Genomic DNA, 16,669 nt, shown 5'->3' on the forward strand with positions numbered 1-16,669 from the left:
TTCATTCAATTACTAGTAAGTTAGAACTAATTTGAAAATCAGCTTCTGTATGTCGTTTTACATCTTCTACTGTGTATGGGCTCATTAATTCTTGTAATATAAGTCCACTCGGAGTTACCTCCATGACTGCCATATCAGTAATAATTAAATCTACACATTTCTTTGAAGTTAATGGCAATGTACACTCTGAAGCAATTTTTGCATTTCCGTACTTATCAACATGATTCATCACAACAACGACCCGCTTCGCTTTTTGTGCTAAATCCATTGCTCCACCAATACCTGGAACACGTTTTCCAGGTACAATCCAGTTTGCTAAATCACCATTTTCACTTACTTGTAATGAACCAAGAATCGTTATGTCTAGCAAACCTTTTCGAATCATCCCAAACGCTGTGCAGCTATCGAAATAACTCGCTCCTGTTATAAGAGAAGTTGGTAAACCTGCTGCATTACACAAATTTTCGTCTTCATTCCCTTTACTTGGCGTTGGTCCCATGCCCACGATTCCATTTTCCGCATGAAACATAACATTTATATCGTCAGGCAAATGATTTGGTACAAGCGATGGTATGCCAATACCTAAATTTACAATCATACCATTTTGTATTTCTTTCGCCGCACGCCTAGCAATCTTATCCCTCACTTCTACGCCCATACCCATTTCCAGTTCACTCCTTCCGACGGTACAATATAATTTACGAAAACACCTGGAACGACAATTTCCTCTGGATCTAAATTTCCAAGCGGGACTATTTCTTCTGCTTCTACAATTGTTATATCCCCAGCCATAGCTACATGAGGATTCATATTTCGTGCACTTTTGTCAAATACAAGGTTACCAAACGGATCTGCCTTCTTTGCATATACAATTGAAACTTCAGCAGTTAATGCTGTTTCAACTAAATAGGTCTTACCATTCATTTCAACTGTTCGTTTTCCCTCTTCCACAATTGTATCAACACCAACATCAACTAAAACACCACCAAGACCAACGCCACCAGCGCGAATGCGCTCTGCTAATGTTCCCTGGGGAGAAAACTCAATTTGTAATCTTCCCTCGTTTAGTTGCCTTCCTGCATTTGGATTGGAGCCAATGTGAGAAGTAATTAGTGATTTAACTCTTTCATTTGTAACAAGACGACCGATACCTACATCAGGAAATCCAGTGTCATTTCCAATCAAATTTAAATTTGTAACGTCTTTTTCTAAAATTGCCTGTATTAAAGATGGAGGGGATCCAATCCCTCCAAATCCCCCAAACATTAATGTCATATCATCATGGAACAAAGAAATTACTTCCTCAATTTCTTTTAATTTACCGAATGTATTTGTAATAGTTGTCATGCGATACTATGCCCTCCTTTTTGCATCATCTCTTCCACACTTTTAGAGAAAATTGAAAGTAATTCATCTAACTCGGAATATGTAGTTGTCATTGGCGGTGCTACAAGCAGTGCACTATCTTCTTTTCCTGCTTGCCCTGAAACTGCTTGATATAAAAGCAGGCCGTTTTTAGCTGCAACTGAAATAAGCTCCGACGCTTTTGTAAACGGTTGCAATTCTACTCCGATTAGCAACCCTCTTCCGCGCACATCAGCAATGATTGTCGATTGTTGCTGAACTTTCTGCAAGCCCTTTATTAAATAATCTCCCTTTTCTGCTGTTTTTTCAGGGAGATTATGTTTCTCCATATATTCAATAACAGCTAAAGCCGTTGCTGCAGACAATGGATTTGCACTTAACGTATGACCACTCATTACTGAACGTGATCCGCGTAATATTGGTTCCATAACACGATCACTTACAACTGTAGCTGCCATCGGTGTATATCCCGCTCCTAATCCTTTACCAAGTGTCATAATATCCGGCTCTACGCCCCAATGCTCCATCGCAAACCATGCTCCAGTACGACCAAGCCCAGTCATTACTTCATCCGCAATAAATAAAATATCGTAATGATTACAAATATCTTTAATGACTTTATAATAGTCTTTCGGCGGAACAACCGCGCCTCCAGCTGCTCCAATAACCGGCTCAGCAATAAAAGCAGCAATATGCTCTGCACCAATTCTTTCAATTGATCTTTCTAGTTCAGTCGCACATGCCAGCTGACAAGTTGGATATACCTTTTGAACAGGACATCTGAAACAATATGGAGCTGGTATAGTCGGATAATCTTCCAAAATAGATACGAAACGTTGTCTACGTAGTGGGTGACCAGACATCGATAAAGCACCCATCGTAATACCGTGATAACTCATCCATCTTGATAAAATTTTATGTTTCCCTTGAATACCTCGCTCTTGAAAATGCTGAATTGCAATTTTCATAGCTGTTTCATTCGCTTCCGTACCACTATTTACAAAAAAACTCCAGTTCAAATCTCCTACACTTAAATCACTTAACTTCTTCGCTAATTTTTCAGCTGGTTCACTCGTAAACTGTGATCTATAAACGAAAGCAATCTCCTCAGCTTGCTTTTTAATAACGTCTGCAATCTCCTTTACGCCATGCCCAATACCTGCCGTAATTGCTCCTGACGAACCATCAAAATATTTATTGCCATTTTGATCATACAAATAAACACCTTTTCCATGTGAAATCATTGGATACGGCTGACCAACAAGTGGTTTAATTAAGTAATCGCGCATAGCGCTCCCCCATTTCTCCAATTTGTATATATATATGAAGAAAATTGACGTTTCTTTCATAAAAAAGAATCCTCTGCAAAAGCAGTGAATTTATCAAAAAACTATTATAAAATATACAAATGAGTGCTTAAAAATATTTATAAAACAGAAAATTCAGAACTAGAAAACGAAGACCAACCCTTTTCTATACGCCCAAATCCCCCTCCCTTTTATATGAAATGACTGCATCACCAAATGTTTTTATAGCATAATGCCAGCTGTCCTTAAATACCGACATTCTGTACACTTCGACGGAACTCCCGTTAAACTCCTTCCTATTATCCTACTTTAAATTGCATATTTTAAAACAAATTTCGACACCCCACCTTACTAATCAATTCAGATTCATATTTAATATGTAAACTTTTCATTTTTAAACTATAAAAAAAGAACCGATTAACCACACTAATCAGTTCGTCATGACGCTCTCTTATGGGTTAATACTGTCAATTGCTAAAATAAATAGAAAAATGAAGTTTACAAATTCATCCTACAGCCTATAACACAAAACCTTTTCATAACTTCATTCACATCACAATTACTATCAGGATATCTCTATCCCGAAGTGGCACCCCTTTCCTCAGATTCAAACTATCTTTCCTTTATAATTTATGTAGGACAATTATCACTTTGTATGTGTATTTGCCTATAATTAAAAAAACCCCTAGTTTTCTAGCGATTTTTGGACATGTATTCAATATGTTAATTGAAATACACTTTCAATTTGGAATTTATTTTACTTTCGTGCAGTCATATGTACTGCTTTACTCTACGAAATTCTCGTAAGTACCAGCACCTCTTTATGACAACATATTTGTTGTCAATTTTTAATTTTCCCCTTATAAAATCTTTTTTTTGCATAACCGCTTTCTTGCTTCGCATATAGTTTTAATGATGACAAAGGAGGAATGTTCATGTCTCAATCTGAAATCGAAAAATATGGACAAGAAGTTACGCAATACGAACAGCTCGCACGTTACTATCAGTTTCGTAATCCTAAAAAATATATAGAATTATATATGAAATATTACGATGCACTATCAAAACTTGTACAGGCGTATGAAACAAGAGACTCACAAGAAGCTGCTTTACCGTCACATATAAGAATTTTTCATGCCGATCCAAATATACCAGCAGTTGACATTTTAGTAAACGGACAAAAGGTTATTAAAAATATTTCATTTAAGCAATTCAGCCCTTATTTATCATTAGTGCAAGGTAAATACCGTATAGACATTGTTCCTGTCGGAAATGAAACTCCAATCTTTTCCGCGTTGGTACCAATAATGGGAAATCATACTTACACTCTTGCTGCAATAAATAGTGATAATCACCTACAATTACAGCCTATACTTGATAATACACATTTACCAGCTGGTCAAGCAAAAATACGGTTTGCACATTTCTCTCCAGATACCCCTGTTGTAAATGTAGATTTAAAAGATGGGGATCATTTATTTGAAAATGTACTCTTTAAACAAATAACAGATTTTTTGCAAGTTAGCCCTGGTACAGCAGATATTGAAATTTCACTCGCAGATAATAAAAACGTTTTATTGACTATACCGAAATTCAATGTTGAACCAAATGTTATTTATACAATTTCAATAGTAGGTTATTCAACTAAAGATCCTAAATTAGAAGCCGTTATACTCACAAATTAAAACAGTCTACACCATTCATTTGGTGTAGACTGTTTATTTTTGAAATGCAATTTGAAATTCTGTCCAATCGTTATCTGATCGACACATAATGGATCCATTATGTTTTTCCACAATTTGTTTACATACAAATAATCCAATACCAGTTCCTAACTTTTTAGTAGTTACAAATGGTTCAAAAATCGTTTCTACATTTTCAGCTGGAATCATTGGTCCATTATTTTTTATCACAATTCGAATAGCTTGATCTTCTTCAAATACATCAATGATAATTTTTCGTTCTTCTTTCATTGATTCAAGAGCATCAATTGAATTCATTAATATGTTTAAAAATACTTGTCTCACTTCACTTCGATAACCAACAAGCGGAATTGGATACGGTAAATTCTTTTCAATCAAAACATTCGCATTGACCAAACTCGGATATAAAAATTGTATAATGTCTTGAAACAAGTCATTAAGCCAAAACCGTTCCGATTCATTCCACATTTCTTTTTTTGATACGAGTAAAAATTGCGAAATACGAAAATTTAATTGATCTAATTCATGCGAAATAATATCTAAATACGATAAACTCGGATGATCTGCCTTTAATAATTTGACAAACCCCATAATGGAAGTAAGCGGATTACGAAATTCATGTACAAAACTAGCTGACATTTGTCCTAAAATCGTCAGTCTTTCTTTATGTGTTTCGTTAATATATTGCTGTTTTTCCTCTAAATTCTTCGATATAATTTCCGAGTATTTTAAAACGGTATAATAAATTAATTTGTCAAAACAAGTATGTATTTTTGCCATAATTGGTTTCAATTCACGAGCACTAACATCTAATTCACACATCGCTTCGAAAAGTTCATTTCTTCCCACGTTTGCGTTATAAACAAAATCTCCAATATTCGCATCTGCTCCAGCACGTTCAATAGCAATTTTCTCACATAACGGTTGAAGATAATTTATATCTTTATCTTCCATAGTAAGTTCGATAATTAACTCTAGTAAATCCTCTCCATTTTGAACTACTTCTAGTTTAAATGGATCTTTTTCGGAAATTATCATTTTGTTTTTCCAGTTCTCTACGAATTGGTGCCTATTGTTTTTCAAGTGTGAACAAAATATTTCTTTAATATCCTTATCGATTGGAAAAACCTCCATTTCCATACGACGAATACCCTTTATATTTTGAATATTAACACAAAAAATACGATTCGTTAATAGATTTTTGTCACATTTTGTTAATTTCTGTTGATAAAATTATTTTTTCTTTCTTATTTAACTAATTGTATGCAAATCCCCTTTTTCCTTCACATATTTTCATTATTTCCGTAGTCAAAACGACTTTTTTTGCATCATTTTTAATTCTTGCGTACAATAGAAAATGAAAGGTGTGAAAAATATGGTAAATAAAAATGTGGAAGATTATCTCCAAGAAGGCATTTACGGCCAAAAGCAAAACAAACCAGAAGAACGTAATATGTATTTAACTACATTACGTGAGCGTGTGGAAATCGCTTTAACGATCGGTCAAGTAATGCAAAGTAATGTATACTCTGAAGTGGCGGGTAGCATGCGCCCTTCTCAATCATTACAACTCCTCCTAAATGGTGGCATTGCTTACCCACATTTATCAAAATACATTAAATTAGCAAACGAAAAAATGTTCCTTTTACAATTGTTCAAAATAAAGATACAAAAACACCAATCGGTTTAGTATTAACTCATGCTACTGCTGTAGATAAAGAACAAATTTATGTAGAAGATACTATTTTCAAACAAGAAATGAAGTAAAAGTTACACTTAATTAAATAGTTACTAGAAGCGTAAAAAACGAGTATGGAATCGTAAACATTTCCTACTCGTTTTTTAGTGCAAGTTTTAAGTTTTTCTATTTTATTTTTTAATACATACTAATTTCATTTCTGTCATTTCTTCTATTGCATATTTAATTCCTTCACGCCCCGTACCACTTTCTTTCACACCACCATAAGGCATATGATCTACTCTGAACGTTGGTATATCATTAATCATGACACCACCAACCTCTAGCTCATCAATTGCACGCATTGCTTTAACTAAATTATTTGTAAATACACCTGCCTGTAAGCCGTAACGCGAATTATTTACTTGTTCAATCGCTTCATCAAATTCTTTAAATGTATTTACTGTCATGAGTGGGCCGAATACTTCTTGGCACTGCACAGATACATGATCTGGAACATTTGTTAATACAGTCGGTTCAAAAATTCTTGCATCGCGCTTTTTACCACCGCATAAAACAGTTGCTCCTTCCTTAATTGCTTCTTGAACCCACATATCAATTCGCTCTACATCTTTTTTTGAAATTAAAGCTGATACATCCGTTTCCTCAAGCAGTGGATCACCAACAACAACTGATTCCATCGCTTTCTTCAGCTTCGAAAGAAATTCATGCATTTTCGTTTCATGTACAAAAACACGTTGTACGGAAATACAAACTTGTCCATTATTAACAAATGCTCCCCATTTTACACGTTCAATTATTTCATCTGTTAACTCTACATCTTCATCAATGATAACAGCAGCATTTGATCCTAGTTCCAACGTAACTCGTTTTAGCCCCGCCTTTTGTTTTATTCCAATTCCAACTTTTGGACTTCCGGTAAAAGTAATAGAAGCAACGTAATCATTTTTGACGATGGCCTCACCAACCGTGGAGCCAGGGCCAGAAATGATATTTAAAGCTCCATTTGGCAATCCTGCCTCTTCAAATAACTCAACTAATGCATAAGATGATAATGGCGTTTGATCAGCTGGCTTTAATACAACTGTATTTCCGGCAGCAATTGCTGGTCCAACTTTATGCGCTACTAAATTTAATGGGAAATTAAATGGTGTAATAGCCCCTATAACCCCAATCGGCTTTCGGATTGTATATGCGATACGCCCATCCGCACCAGGTGCGGCGTCTAATGGCAATGTCTCACCATATATACGCTTCGCTTCTTCAGCTGCAAATTTGTACGTTTGAACAGTACGATCTACTTCTCCCCTTGCAGCACGTATTGGTTTTGCAGCTTCTTTTGCAATAATCTCTGCAAATTCTTCTCTTCTTTCATCCATTTTTTGTGCAACTTTCTCTAAAATAGTCGCACGATCATATGCAGATAATGTATTCATTTTTGTCATTGCATTTTTTGCAGCAGTAACAGCCTCTTTTACATCTTCTTCCGTTCCTTGTGCAATTTCCGCTAATGTTTCTTCAGAATATGGTGCGTACAATGGTTTATACGTGTTTACAGATTTCCAGTCTCCATTTATATATAAATGCTTTTTCATACTTCTTCTCCTTCCAAATATATGTATACAACAATACTTCACCTAGTGAAAGGTTTGACTTATGTCATTGTATCATAGCTCCTATCCCTCAAAAAACATTATGCTCAAAAAAACTCTGCTATATAGCAGAGTTTACGAGCTAATTTGCTCTTGTAACGAAATTTGTTTTTCATCTTCTAAAATAACAATCGATTCTACTATCTTTGTAACTTCTAATCTTTTTATATAATGTCCATCTAATTCTTTCACACAAAACTTATAATTTTCAATTTCAATGGAATCCTCTTCAGCAATCTCTATATTCTTCGTTAAAATCCAACCACCGATTGTATCAACACCATCATCATCAATCCCTAAACCAAATAACGTATTTACTTCACTAACAAGTACTTTTCCCTCTAGTGTCGTCTTCGTTTCACTAACCTTTTGAATTTCTGGCTGCTCATCCGTATCAAACTCATCCTGAATATCTCCAACAATTTCTTCCAGAATATCTTCAACAGTAACAAGTCCAGATGTTCCACCATATTCATCTATCAATATAGCAATATGTGTTCTTTCTTTTTGCATTTTCAAAAACAAATCATGAATTGGAATAGAATCGATAACTAAAATAATTGGTCTCATATATTGCTCTACTGTCTTCTTATTAACAGCTTTATGTTGTACAAATTCAGTAAAAATATCTTTAAAATTCACAAAACCTATTACGTGGTCTTTGTCGCCATCAACAACTGGATACCTTGTATATTTTTCACGAGACATTTTTTGCAGAGCTTCTTCAGCAGACATCTCTTTACTTATAATATTCATTTCAGTTCGAGGTACCATTATTTCTTTTGCAATCCGATCATCAAATTCAAAAATTTTATTCACATATTTATATTCAGATTGATTAATCTCACCATTTCTATAACTTTCTGAAACTAACAACCGTAATTCTTCTTCTGAATGAACCTCATCATGTCCCTTCGGCGGTTTTAGCCCTAGCAGCTTCGTAATGATTCGAGCTGAACCATTTAATAGCCAAATGAATGGGAATGCAATACGATAAAAGAAAATTAACGGCTTAGAAACAAGTAAACTCACTTGTTCAGATTTTTGAATTGCAAATGTTTTTGGGGCCAATTCACCTATTACAACATGCAAAAAAGTAATTAACAAAAACACTAAAATCACAGCAAAAATGTCTGCTAGTTGAGTAGAGATATTCCAATTTGCAAAAAGCGTATCAAACATTTGCTTTAACGCAGGTTTACCAAACCACCCAATTCCTAAAGCTGTAACAGTAATTCCTAGCTGACAAGCAGATAAATATTCGTCTAAGTTTGTAATGACTGTTTTGACCGATTTTGCACGATTATTTCCTTCTGCAATTAAATAGTCAATTCGTGAACTTCTCACTTTAACAATTGCAAATTCTGCTGCAACGAAAAATGCCGTTAAAGCAATTAAAACAATCACTATACTTATACTATATATGTCCAAATACTTTTCCTTACTTACATTGTAAGCAAGGAAGCCACCTCCTACTTAATTTTATTCAAGTGAAGTAAGCATTCTAATACTCTAACAAAATTCTACATTAGCAACCACCTTTTTATATATTATATGCATACATAAAAAAGATATTTATCATTATGATAATCTAATTCATTTACACTCGTCAAATTATTCTAAATGTTACGATAAAACATTTTTATTTAAACGAACTATTCTTCTCAACTCAATTTCGTGAAAAAACACTTTCTTTGCCGATTCCACACTTCTTTTGTCACACTAGAAGGGAACTTACTTCATAGCTCGAAATCATTCAACAGGATATATATAGGAGGGATTATTTTGGAATATAAAACACCATTTATCGCAAAGAAATTAGGTGTTAGCCCAAAGGCTGTTGTCCGGATCGCACAACAATTAAATCTTACGATAGAGAAAAACAAATATGGTCACTTTATTTTCACACAAGAGGATGTCGATCAAATGTTAGAACACCATCGATTTCAAATAGAGCAATCTCAAAATTCTCAATCTACTCAAAAGGCTTCCTCAAATGAAGTTGAGGAATTAAAAACTCAAGTTAATACAATTGTTCAAAACATATCATCGAATGATTTTGAGCAATTAGCTGATCAATTAAACACTATTACGAGAAGACTTGATCGAATGGAAGAACAAATGCAAGATAAGGCAAATGATGTCGTCACGTACCAACTTTTACAACACCGTCGTGAAATGGAGGAAATGTTAGAGCGAATTCAAAAGTTAGAAGCTGCCCTAACGAAAGAAGAACCCATTTATATTACTCCTGATTCAAAACCAACATATGAACGAGAAAAGAAACCGAAGCGCCGCAAAATGATTTTTAGTATATTTGGATTATAATTTTTAGACCCTTATTAAAATAATAAGGGTCTTTTTTAATGAAGAGTTATATCCTATACAAATATTATTCTCTTTATTATACATATTCACTTCGCTTTATTTCGTTAACATAATATTTTTACTGTATTCTGCAATTAATGCCTGTGCATGAGCATTCCCTTGAATCACATCACGAAATTCTTTTAAAGAATACAAATGCGTAACCCCTTTTCGAGCATGAATTCTTACTGGTACACCTTGTAAAGTATCATGAAACTGAAATGGATTATCTATTGGCTCAATTGGAAAACCAAGTGTAAGTAAATACATATACATTCTTTTTGTTACTGCTGCAATGTACCATTCAGCTTTTGTTTCTAACGCATGTATAAATAAAATAGCTGTTAGCCTTTTGAAATGTCCTCTCCCACGAGACGTTTTCGAAATACTTAACTTACCTATTTCATACACATTCTTCAAATCTTTTACTAAATCATTTTTAGAAAACGGATAGAAAAACTCAGAATTTGATTGTTCAGGTATCGTATACTTAATACATTCTACTGTACCAATAGGATGTTCATCTTCTATTAATAAAAATCGTGATGGATTTAAATTACGTTCTACGAACATTAAGTTTCTTTCTTCACAAAAATCTCCCCATAGTTGCTCGAACCCAAAATGTTCTTCCTTTGTTTGAACACGCTGGAACATATTTAACCGCCTTTCCCATCGCCGCTCTGTTTTTGATAACGCTTTCACTATCTATCATATAAGAATAAATCTTCGTATGCAACTAAAAATATTTATGACTTATTATATTCTGCAAAATGAATTAGATTCCAATTTAATCGACTTTTATCCCGCGCTCACATTCCTTTTAATAACACATTTGTAGCACTTTTCAAATCTAAATTACATTATGTTTCTTTCCATACAGCATATAATTCTTCTTAATCTAAAGAAATCCTTTATGAAAAAGGATTTCTTTTACTTCTTAATGCTTTTTAACCATTTTTCAAAAATTTGTATCATCCCATGTTTTCCAGCTAATTTCTCTTCCCCTTGTTTCGTCTTATATGGATATAACTGCAAGAAAACGCCGCATCCAGACTCAATTTTTTTACTATGCATATGGCTTCCTGGATATACACAAATGACTTCATAAATTGACCTTCGATAATAGACTCGCTTTCCATCCTGTTCTTCTACATACTTTATAGACCAGTACTTATACATTTGCTCAGTTGCTTTCGTATTTCCGACGTGCTGAAAAATATTGTACATTGGACTATACTTCACTTCAATAATAATAGAAGATTTATATACGTATTTCCCATCTTCTTTTACATAACAGTCTAAGCGAATATCTGGCTTCTTCGTATCCTCACCATTGTAAAAATTACTACCTTTACTTAATGCAATAAGAGGATGTGTTTCAATTAAGTCATTAAATGCAACATGCACCTTTATATCATCTCGTTCTAAAACTACTGTCGTTCCATCTTGTAATCCATCTACATAAAAATGTTCTTGTATTTGTTCACGGATAGAGTTTCTAGCTTCAAAACCAATTTGCTCTAAAATTGAAATAACGATAAAAAAAGCGTAATATTCATACACTAAAAACGTTGGCTTATAAACAAATAATAACGATGGAGATTGATCCGTATATTGCGGGAGCACTTCTAAATGATGTAGTAATTGTTGATGTGGTATCGGTAAATCATGTAAGTTCATGTTACTTGTTTCAGTAACTTCCCTCCAAAACGAAGAATGCATTAACATTTGAAAGTATTGTACATTTTCATGCACAATATGCGCCAATATTTTATATTCTTGTATTTTCATTGAGCTCTTTCGTAAATCGGCTTCTTTTAGTAAATGTATATTTTTATATTTTTGCTTCTCTCTATCAGTTACCGATCCATTACGCTCAATTGTTTGTATAATCGTTTTTACGGCTTGAAACTCTTCTGATTTTTTCTTTTTTTCTCTTTCTAAGATTTCAATTGTTTGACGTAAAAAACTTTTTGCTTCAATTAAATAATGATAAAATTGCATCGCTTTATATTTAAGAAATGCATTTTCCTTACTATTTTTTTGTTCCATAAACTTACGATTATAATGTTTGGCATAAGGTTTTCGTTCTGCCACTATAGTTCCTTTTCTTGTTGGCCTTCGCTCTTTTCCTTCCCATTTATATTCATTTATAAATTTTGAGCTTGATTCTATTTTCTTAAAGATTTGCTTTATCATTTTCATTTTTGGGGGTAACTTTCTAAGTAACACTAAATAAGAAGAATCCTCAATATCGCTAAGTGCAGAGAAGGTCTTTTTATAGTAACCTCTATCCAAAATCAACTCATTTAAAATTGACTTCACATAGTCTTGAATCATTTCAAATTGATCATCAAAAAAGTTTTTCGGTACGATTTGAAATGCGCCATAATACGTTGTATCTTCTATACGCACTTCAAAATGGTATAAACCACAGCGCCATGGATAAAAGAATTCTGTTTTCCCATGTTCATATATTAATACTCTTTGTTTTTTTTCATTTATTTCATATTGAGCCTCTTTTATATTTTTCTGTCCCTCATATACTTTATTCCATATAAAAGTAATATTCATTGGAATTTCATAATTGTACTGCAATCTTATTGGTTTTAATTCTTGTACTTTATAAATACATTGAACTAATGCTGTAGTAGATGTACAAAGACGATTTAATAAAATATAATCTCCTTTCCCCTCATTTCCAATGATTAACTTTAATACAAAAGGGAGCGTTTCATTCGTATCAACGATTTTTGTTTCGTAACGCCCTTCATTTTGCATATCCATACAGCTCCAGTTCTCTACGTTTTTCTCGTATATATGCTAAAGAGTGTTCAAATGTAGATACTCTGTTTGCAAGTGCAGATTGCAAAAGAGGTACTAAGGTCGCCCCCCTTTTTGCTTCTTCAGAAAGTAAAGGCCCAACCATCATTTCGGTCCCTCTGATTTTCGTCAATACACGCTGCTTTATTTGTAAATCAAACCCCTCTTCTCTACTGATCATATAGGTATGATTATTTTGGAACGGTATGTTTTGCAAATAAGTCGCAATTGCATTTGCACATCGGAAAGAAATTCCCTTAGACGCGTCATGTGATGACAATACGACATGCAACTTATCTAATAGCTCTAATTCTTCTTCAGAAAACACTTCAATCATCGCTTTATTTCTCATCCAATTTATCCGAAATTCTCCCGCTGTTACTTTCAAAGGTGGATGTAATACGACTTTCCCCTGTTCCATGTCCATCTCACAAAACGGAATTTTCTGTAACGTTATTAGGTTCGTTCGATCTAATAATCGATCAGAGAGCTCTTTTGTTGTTTCATCAAAATTCACAGTACCTACAAATATAATATTTTCTCCAATTTCAATTGTTGATGGAATTGAATTCTCTATGTCCTGTACACCCTCATACAAGTTTAAAATACGATTTTTTGTTTCAAGTTCAAGAACAGATAGAAACGGAGTAAACCAATGCTCAATATAAGACATGTTCATTTCATCAAAAACGATTATATACAGTTGATTGGGATTTTCTTTCGCCTTCATTAACGTTCTAACTAACTTCGTTTCACTTTCAATAAAAGTACCATTTGGATGAAGGTAACCAAGTAAATCATGTGGTTCTTGATACGATGGCGAAATCGGAATCCAAACCAACTCTTCCCCATACTGTAACCCTAATGCTTCTGCATAAGTTTGCACAAACCGTGATTTCCCAACGCCCGGTATACCACCAAGAATCGTTAACATATTTGTTTTTACACTTATATGGAAATTATAAATATCCGTTTCATCCAAATATAACCCTTTATTATGCACCATACTTTGTACATACTGTAAAAAAGACGATTCACGCTCATCCCATTCCCATTCATCTTTTTGTACTTTTATATCCTCTACTTCAACTAGCTTACCTTCTTCATGCATTCGTTTTTTTAATTGCTCATACACATAATCACTTACAAAATATAATTGATCTTCTACCGCTATTTCTACATACTTCGTCCAGTCACTGCAGTTTATATATTTACATTCACGTTTCTGTTCAAAATAGGCGATTGAGCTAATTGATGACTTTAGGGATATGTTTCCGTAAAGTCTTCCATCGTGCCACAATAATTCGGGAGGCTCAAAGTCTTTCGGAAATTTTGGCATAAGAAATGATAAATAACCGTTGCTAAGTTTTCGTTCTAAAGATTCTCTTTTTTTATTATTTGTAACTTTAGGTGCCGGAATCATTTTATAGCTGCTTGCTATTTCTTTCGGTTCTTCTGTACATATTAACTCCACGTATACATTTCCTCTTTCATAATAAAGACGAAACATTACTAGTTGCTTTTCTAATTTCCTCTTCTTTAATTCCGAAAAGATTTTTTCATTCTTTTTATTGCTACATAACCCTTCAAATACATATGGTTCATTTGTAAATTGTTCCTGTAAAGTGAATGGTATTGGCGATAAGCATTGTACAAAGAAATTCTCTCCACTCTTCTCTTTCTCAGCTTTTGTAAATTTCCCTAAAAATCTCATATAGTACATTCGTTTTATAAAACTTGGCTGAAGAGCTTTATGTAATTTCACCTTAGTCACCTTCTTTTTTCATACTATTCTTAGTGTATGAAAGAAACGAAAAACTAGAAATAAAAAACCTGACGTTATCCGCCAGGTTCAAAATAAAAACTTATATTAATGAGAAGGAAATGCTTTTTTCTCTTGTAAAATTGCATTATGAGCAATTTTCATTTTCGCAAGTACGTAACGTAATCGATCTTCAGCGTTTTCATCTTTACTTATTTGTAATTCCGCCAAATTTTCAACAGAACTTGCTAAATTTTCAATGACTCCTCTCAGTTCAGGATGATGATTAAAAAAAGATTCTTGCACTAATACTTTCCTTAACTCACTAGCTAAATCAATTATTCTAGACAACTGTTCTTTTTTTTCCATTCTCATCCCTCCTGAATATCTTATGTAGTAAATATTCTCTAAACAAAGAAAAAAGCCCTTTAAATGAAAAGGACTTTTTACATTTTTATATTTCCAGTTAATAACATATATATGGATGTGATAGCCGCAACAATAATTGCCCACATCACATATTTCTCTGCACCTACAAAGCAACGGTTCCCTTGTTCTTTTCTTGCAAACGTGTAAACAATAATTCCAATTCCATACACAATTGAAACGAGTAGTAAATTCTTTAAACCAGCTGCATAAAGAAGCCATACAGAGTAAATAGAAGCAATTAAAGCCAACGCTCCGTTCTTTAATTTTGCGTCTTTTAGCTCGTTTGTAATGACTAATTTAAATTGGAATAACGCTGATAATAAATATGGTAATAAAATTGATGTTGATGCAATGAAATACATAATTTGATATGTCGATTCCGAAAACAAAACGATGATAAATATAATTTGGGCAACACCATTTGAAATCCATAATGCCATGTGCGGTGTTTGCTTTTTATTTGTTTTCGTAAAGACTTTCGGAAATACGCCATCTTTTCCTGCTACATGAGAAATTTCAGAAACAAGTAAAAACCAGCCAATTAATGTACCGACAAGTGAAGCAACTAATCCGATGTTAATCGCAACTGCACCCCATGGGCCAACAACGTGCTCTAATACATGTCCCATTGACGGAGTTTCTAACACAGAAAGTTCGCCTCTTGTCATAGCTCCCATTGACAGGACAGAAATTAAAATATAAATGGACATTACTAAAATAAGTCCCAATACTGTTGCCTTACCAACATCTCGACTATTCTTCGCTCTTCCAGATAATACAACCGCTCCTTCAACTCCAATGAAAACCCAAAGTGTTACAAGCATTGTATTTTTCACTTGACCAAGTATAGCGGAAAGTGAGATCGTTCCTTCTCCCCAAAAATCATGTGTAAATGTGTCCCAGCGAAAGGCTGTTACCATTACAACAATAAATAAAACGATTGGAACTAACTTCCCTATTGTTGCGATAACATTCATAATAGAAGCTTCACGGATCCCAAATAAAATTAGAAAATGAAGTGTCCATAATAAAAGTGATGCCCCAACGATAGACGCAACATTATTTCCTCCTTTGAAAATTGGAAAGAAATAACCTAATGTACTAAACAGTAACATAATTGTTGCGACATTACCTAAGATTCCTGCTAGCCAATATCCCCAAGCACTATTAAATCCAATATATTCACCAAAACCAGCACGTGCATAACTATAAATTCCACCTTCAAGTTCCGGTTTTTGTCTTGCTAACGTTTGATATACGAGCGCAAGGGGAATCATTCCCATCGCTGTAATACACCAGCCAATTATTATTGCACCACTGTTTGCTCCTACTGCTAAATCATGCGGTAAACTAAAAACACCGCCACCAACCATTGTTCCAACTACTAATGCGATTAATGGAAAAAATCCTAACTTCTTTTCTATTTGTACCACCCCATCTGTCATTCTAGGTGTTATGTTCGTTCAACTATTAAAGTCACCTTTTTCTCTAATAGACGTTTCTCTTATATTTTTTCAGGAAAACATTACTTATTCTAAAAGAAAATGAGCAAAAATGGAATA

The 16,669-nt window shown here is 33.8% G+C and carries 13 protein-coding genes and 1 pseudogene; 3 read left to right on the forward strand and 11 right to left on the reverse strand.

Annotation, left to right across the window (positions count from 1 at the left end):
* Window position 1 precedes the first annotated feature (1 nt).
* From MR169_RS16970 to MR169_RS16980, 3 genes are read right to left on the reverse strand one after another with little or no spacing between them, the layout of a single operon-like run.
* A complete protein-coding gene (locus tag MR169_RS16970; RefSeq protein WP_242319702.1) occupies window positions 2–664 on the reverse strand; it encodes a CoA transferase subunit B in 663 nt (220 codons plus the stop codon).
* Window positions 649–1,347: an acetate CoA-transferase subunit alpha gene (atoD, locus tag MR169_RS16975; protein ID WP_242319703.1), complete on the reverse strand. Its 699-nt coding sequence runs from the start codon at window positions 1,345–1,347 to the stop codon at window positions 649–651. Before atoD ends, MR169_RS16970 begins: the two co-directional genes overlap by 16 nt.
* Complete coding sequence (locus MR169_RS16980) at window positions 1,344–2,654, reverse strand: aspartate aminotransferase family protein (protein ID WP_242319704.1); 1,311 nt, start codon at window positions 2,652–2,654, stop codon at window positions 1,344–1,346. The genes atoD and MR169_RS16980 overlap by 4 nt, the downstream gene beginning before the upstream one ends.
* 953 nt (window positions 2,655–3,607) lie before the next feature.
* Between MR169_RS16980 and MR169_RS16985 the strand changes: the two genes are divergently transcribed.
* The gene (locus MR169_RS16985) at window positions 3,608–4,357 is read left to right on the forward strand and encodes a DUF4397 domain-containing protein (RefSeq protein ID WP_000083284.1); all 750 of its coding nucleotides are present in this window, start codon (window positions 3,608–3,610) and stop codon (window positions 4,355–4,357) included.
* A 33-nt stretch (window positions 4,358–4,390) separates the two neighbouring features.
* On the opposite strand, the gene MR169_RS16990 is transcribed toward MR169_RS16985, so the two are convergent.
* Window positions 4,391–5,515, reverse strand: a complete 1,125-nt coding sequence (locus MR169_RS16990; RefSeq protein ID WP_103897780.1) for a BA2291 family sporulation histidine kinase — start codon at window positions 5,513–5,515, stop codon at window positions 4,391–4,393.
* Between the two features lie 235 nt (window positions 5,516–5,750).
* Here MR169_RS16990 and MR169_RS16995 point away from each other — a divergent pair.
* A pseudogene (locus MR169_RS16995) lies at window positions 5,751–6,142 on the forward strand (YueI family protein).
* Between the two features lie 102 nt (window positions 6,143–6,244).
* On the opposite strand, the gene MR169_RS17000 reads toward MR169_RS16995, so the two are convergent.
* Window positions 6,245–7,669, reverse strand: a complete 1,425-nt coding sequence (locus tag MR169_RS17000; RefSeq protein ID WP_000716457.1) for an aldehyde dehydrogenase family protein — start codon at window positions 7,667–7,669, stop codon at window positions 6,245–6,247.
* Between the two features lie 132 nt (window positions 7,670–7,801).
* On the reverse strand, window positions 7,802–9,157 hold the full coding sequence (locus MR169_RS17005) for a hemolysin family protein (RefSeq protein WP_242319705.1): 1,356 nt from the start codon (window positions 9,155–9,157) through the stop codon (window positions 7,802–7,804).
* 354 nt (window positions 9,158–9,511) lie between these two features.
* Here MR169_RS17005 and racA point away from each other — a divergent pair, with 354 nt between their 5' ends.
* Window positions 9,512–10,054: a chromosome-anchoring protein RacA gene (gene racA, locus MR169_RS17010; protein WP_000456022.1), complete on the forward strand. Its 543-nt coding sequence runs from the start codon at window positions 9,512–9,514 to the stop codon at window positions 10,052–10,054.
* A 96-nt stretch (window positions 10,055–10,150) separates the two neighbouring features.
* Here the strand turns inward: racA and MR169_RS17015 are convergent, their stop codons facing one another.
* The 5 genes from MR169_RS17015 to MR169_RS17035 form a co-directional block, all read right to left on the reverse strand.
* Entirely contained in the window at window positions 10,151–10,747 is a 597-nt protein-coding gene (locus MR169_RS17015; RefSeq protein WP_000487794.1) for a hypothetical protein, read from the reverse strand.
* A gap of 276 nt (window positions 10,748–11,023) precedes the next feature.
* Window positions 11,024–12,874 carry a hypothetical protein gene (locus MR169_RS17020; RefSeq protein WP_242319706.1) on the reverse strand — a complete coding sequence of 617 codons (1,851 nt, stop codon included), beginning with the start codon at window positions 12,872–12,874 and terminating at the stop codon, window positions 11,024–11,026.
* Window positions 12,864–14,681, reverse strand: a complete 1,818-nt coding sequence (locus tag MR169_RS17025) for an AAA family ATPase (RefSeq protein ID WP_000766199.1) — start codon at window positions 14,679–14,681, stop codon at window positions 12,864–12,866. Before MR169_RS17025 ends, MR169_RS17020 begins: the two co-directional genes overlap by 11 nt.
* Before the next feature lie 105 nt (window positions 14,682–14,786).
* Window positions 14,787–15,047, reverse strand: a complete 261-nt coding sequence (locus tag MR169_RS17030) for a hypothetical protein (RefSeq protein WP_000412089.1) — start codon at window positions 15,045–15,047, stop codon at window positions 14,787–14,789.
* Between the two features lie 77 nt (window positions 15,048–15,124).
* Window positions 15,125–16,552, reverse strand: coding sequence for a basic amino acid/polyamine antiporter (locus MR169_RS17035; protein WP_000129444.1), 1,428 nt, complete (start codon window positions 16,550–16,552; stop codon window positions 15,125–15,127).
* Window positions 16,553–16,669: the final 117 nt, after the last annotated feature.

Source organism: Bacillus cereus group sp. BfR-BA-01349, from assembly GCF_022663795.1.
Lineage (GTDB): Bacteria > Bacillota > Bacilli > Bacillales > Bacillaceae_G > Bacillus_A > Bacillus_A cereus.

Excerpts from the sequence above, each read along its gene's own strand:
- MR169_RS16990 (WP_103897780.1), bottom strand. The coding sequence starts at position 5,515 with ATGGAAATGGAGGTTTTTCCAATCGATAAGGATATTAAAGAAATATTT.
- MR169_RS17000 (WP_000716457.1), bottom strand. The coding sequence starts at position 7,669 with ATGAAAAAGCATTTATATATAAATGGAGACTGGAAATCTGTAAACACG.
- MR169_RS16980 (WP_242319704.1), bottom strand. The coding sequence starts at position 2,654 with ATGCGCGATTACTTAATTAAACCACTTGTTGGTCAGCCGTATCCAATG.
- MR169_RS17035 (WP_000129444.1), bottom strand. The coding sequence starts at position 16,552 with ATGACAGATGGGGTGGTACAAATAGAAAAGAAGTTAGGATTTTTTCCA.
- MR169_RS17030 (WP_000412089.1), bottom strand. The coding sequence starts at position 15,047 with ATGGAAAAAAAAGAACAGTTGTCTAGAATAATTGATTTAGCTAGTGAG.
- MR169_RS17020 (WP_242319706.1), bottom strand. The coding sequence starts at position 12,874 with ATGCAAAATGAAGGGCGTTACGAAACAAAAATCGTTGATACGAATGAA.
- MR169_RS17015 (WP_000487794.1), bottom strand. The coding sequence starts at position 10,747 with ATGTTCCAGCGTGTTCAAACAAAGGAAGAACATTTTGGGTTCGAGCAA.
- MR169_RS16970 (WP_242319702.1), bottom strand. The coding sequence starts at position 664 with ATGGGTATGGGCGTAGAAGTGAGGGATAAGATTGCTAGGCGTGCGGCG.
- atoD (WP_242319703.1), bottom strand. The coding sequence starts at position 1,347 with ATGACAACTATTACAAATACATTCGGTAAATTAAAAGAAATTGAGGAA.
- MR169_RS16985 (WP_000083284.1), top strand. The coding sequence starts at position 3,608 with ATGTCTCAATCTGAAATCGAAAAATATGGACAAGAAGTTACGCAATAC.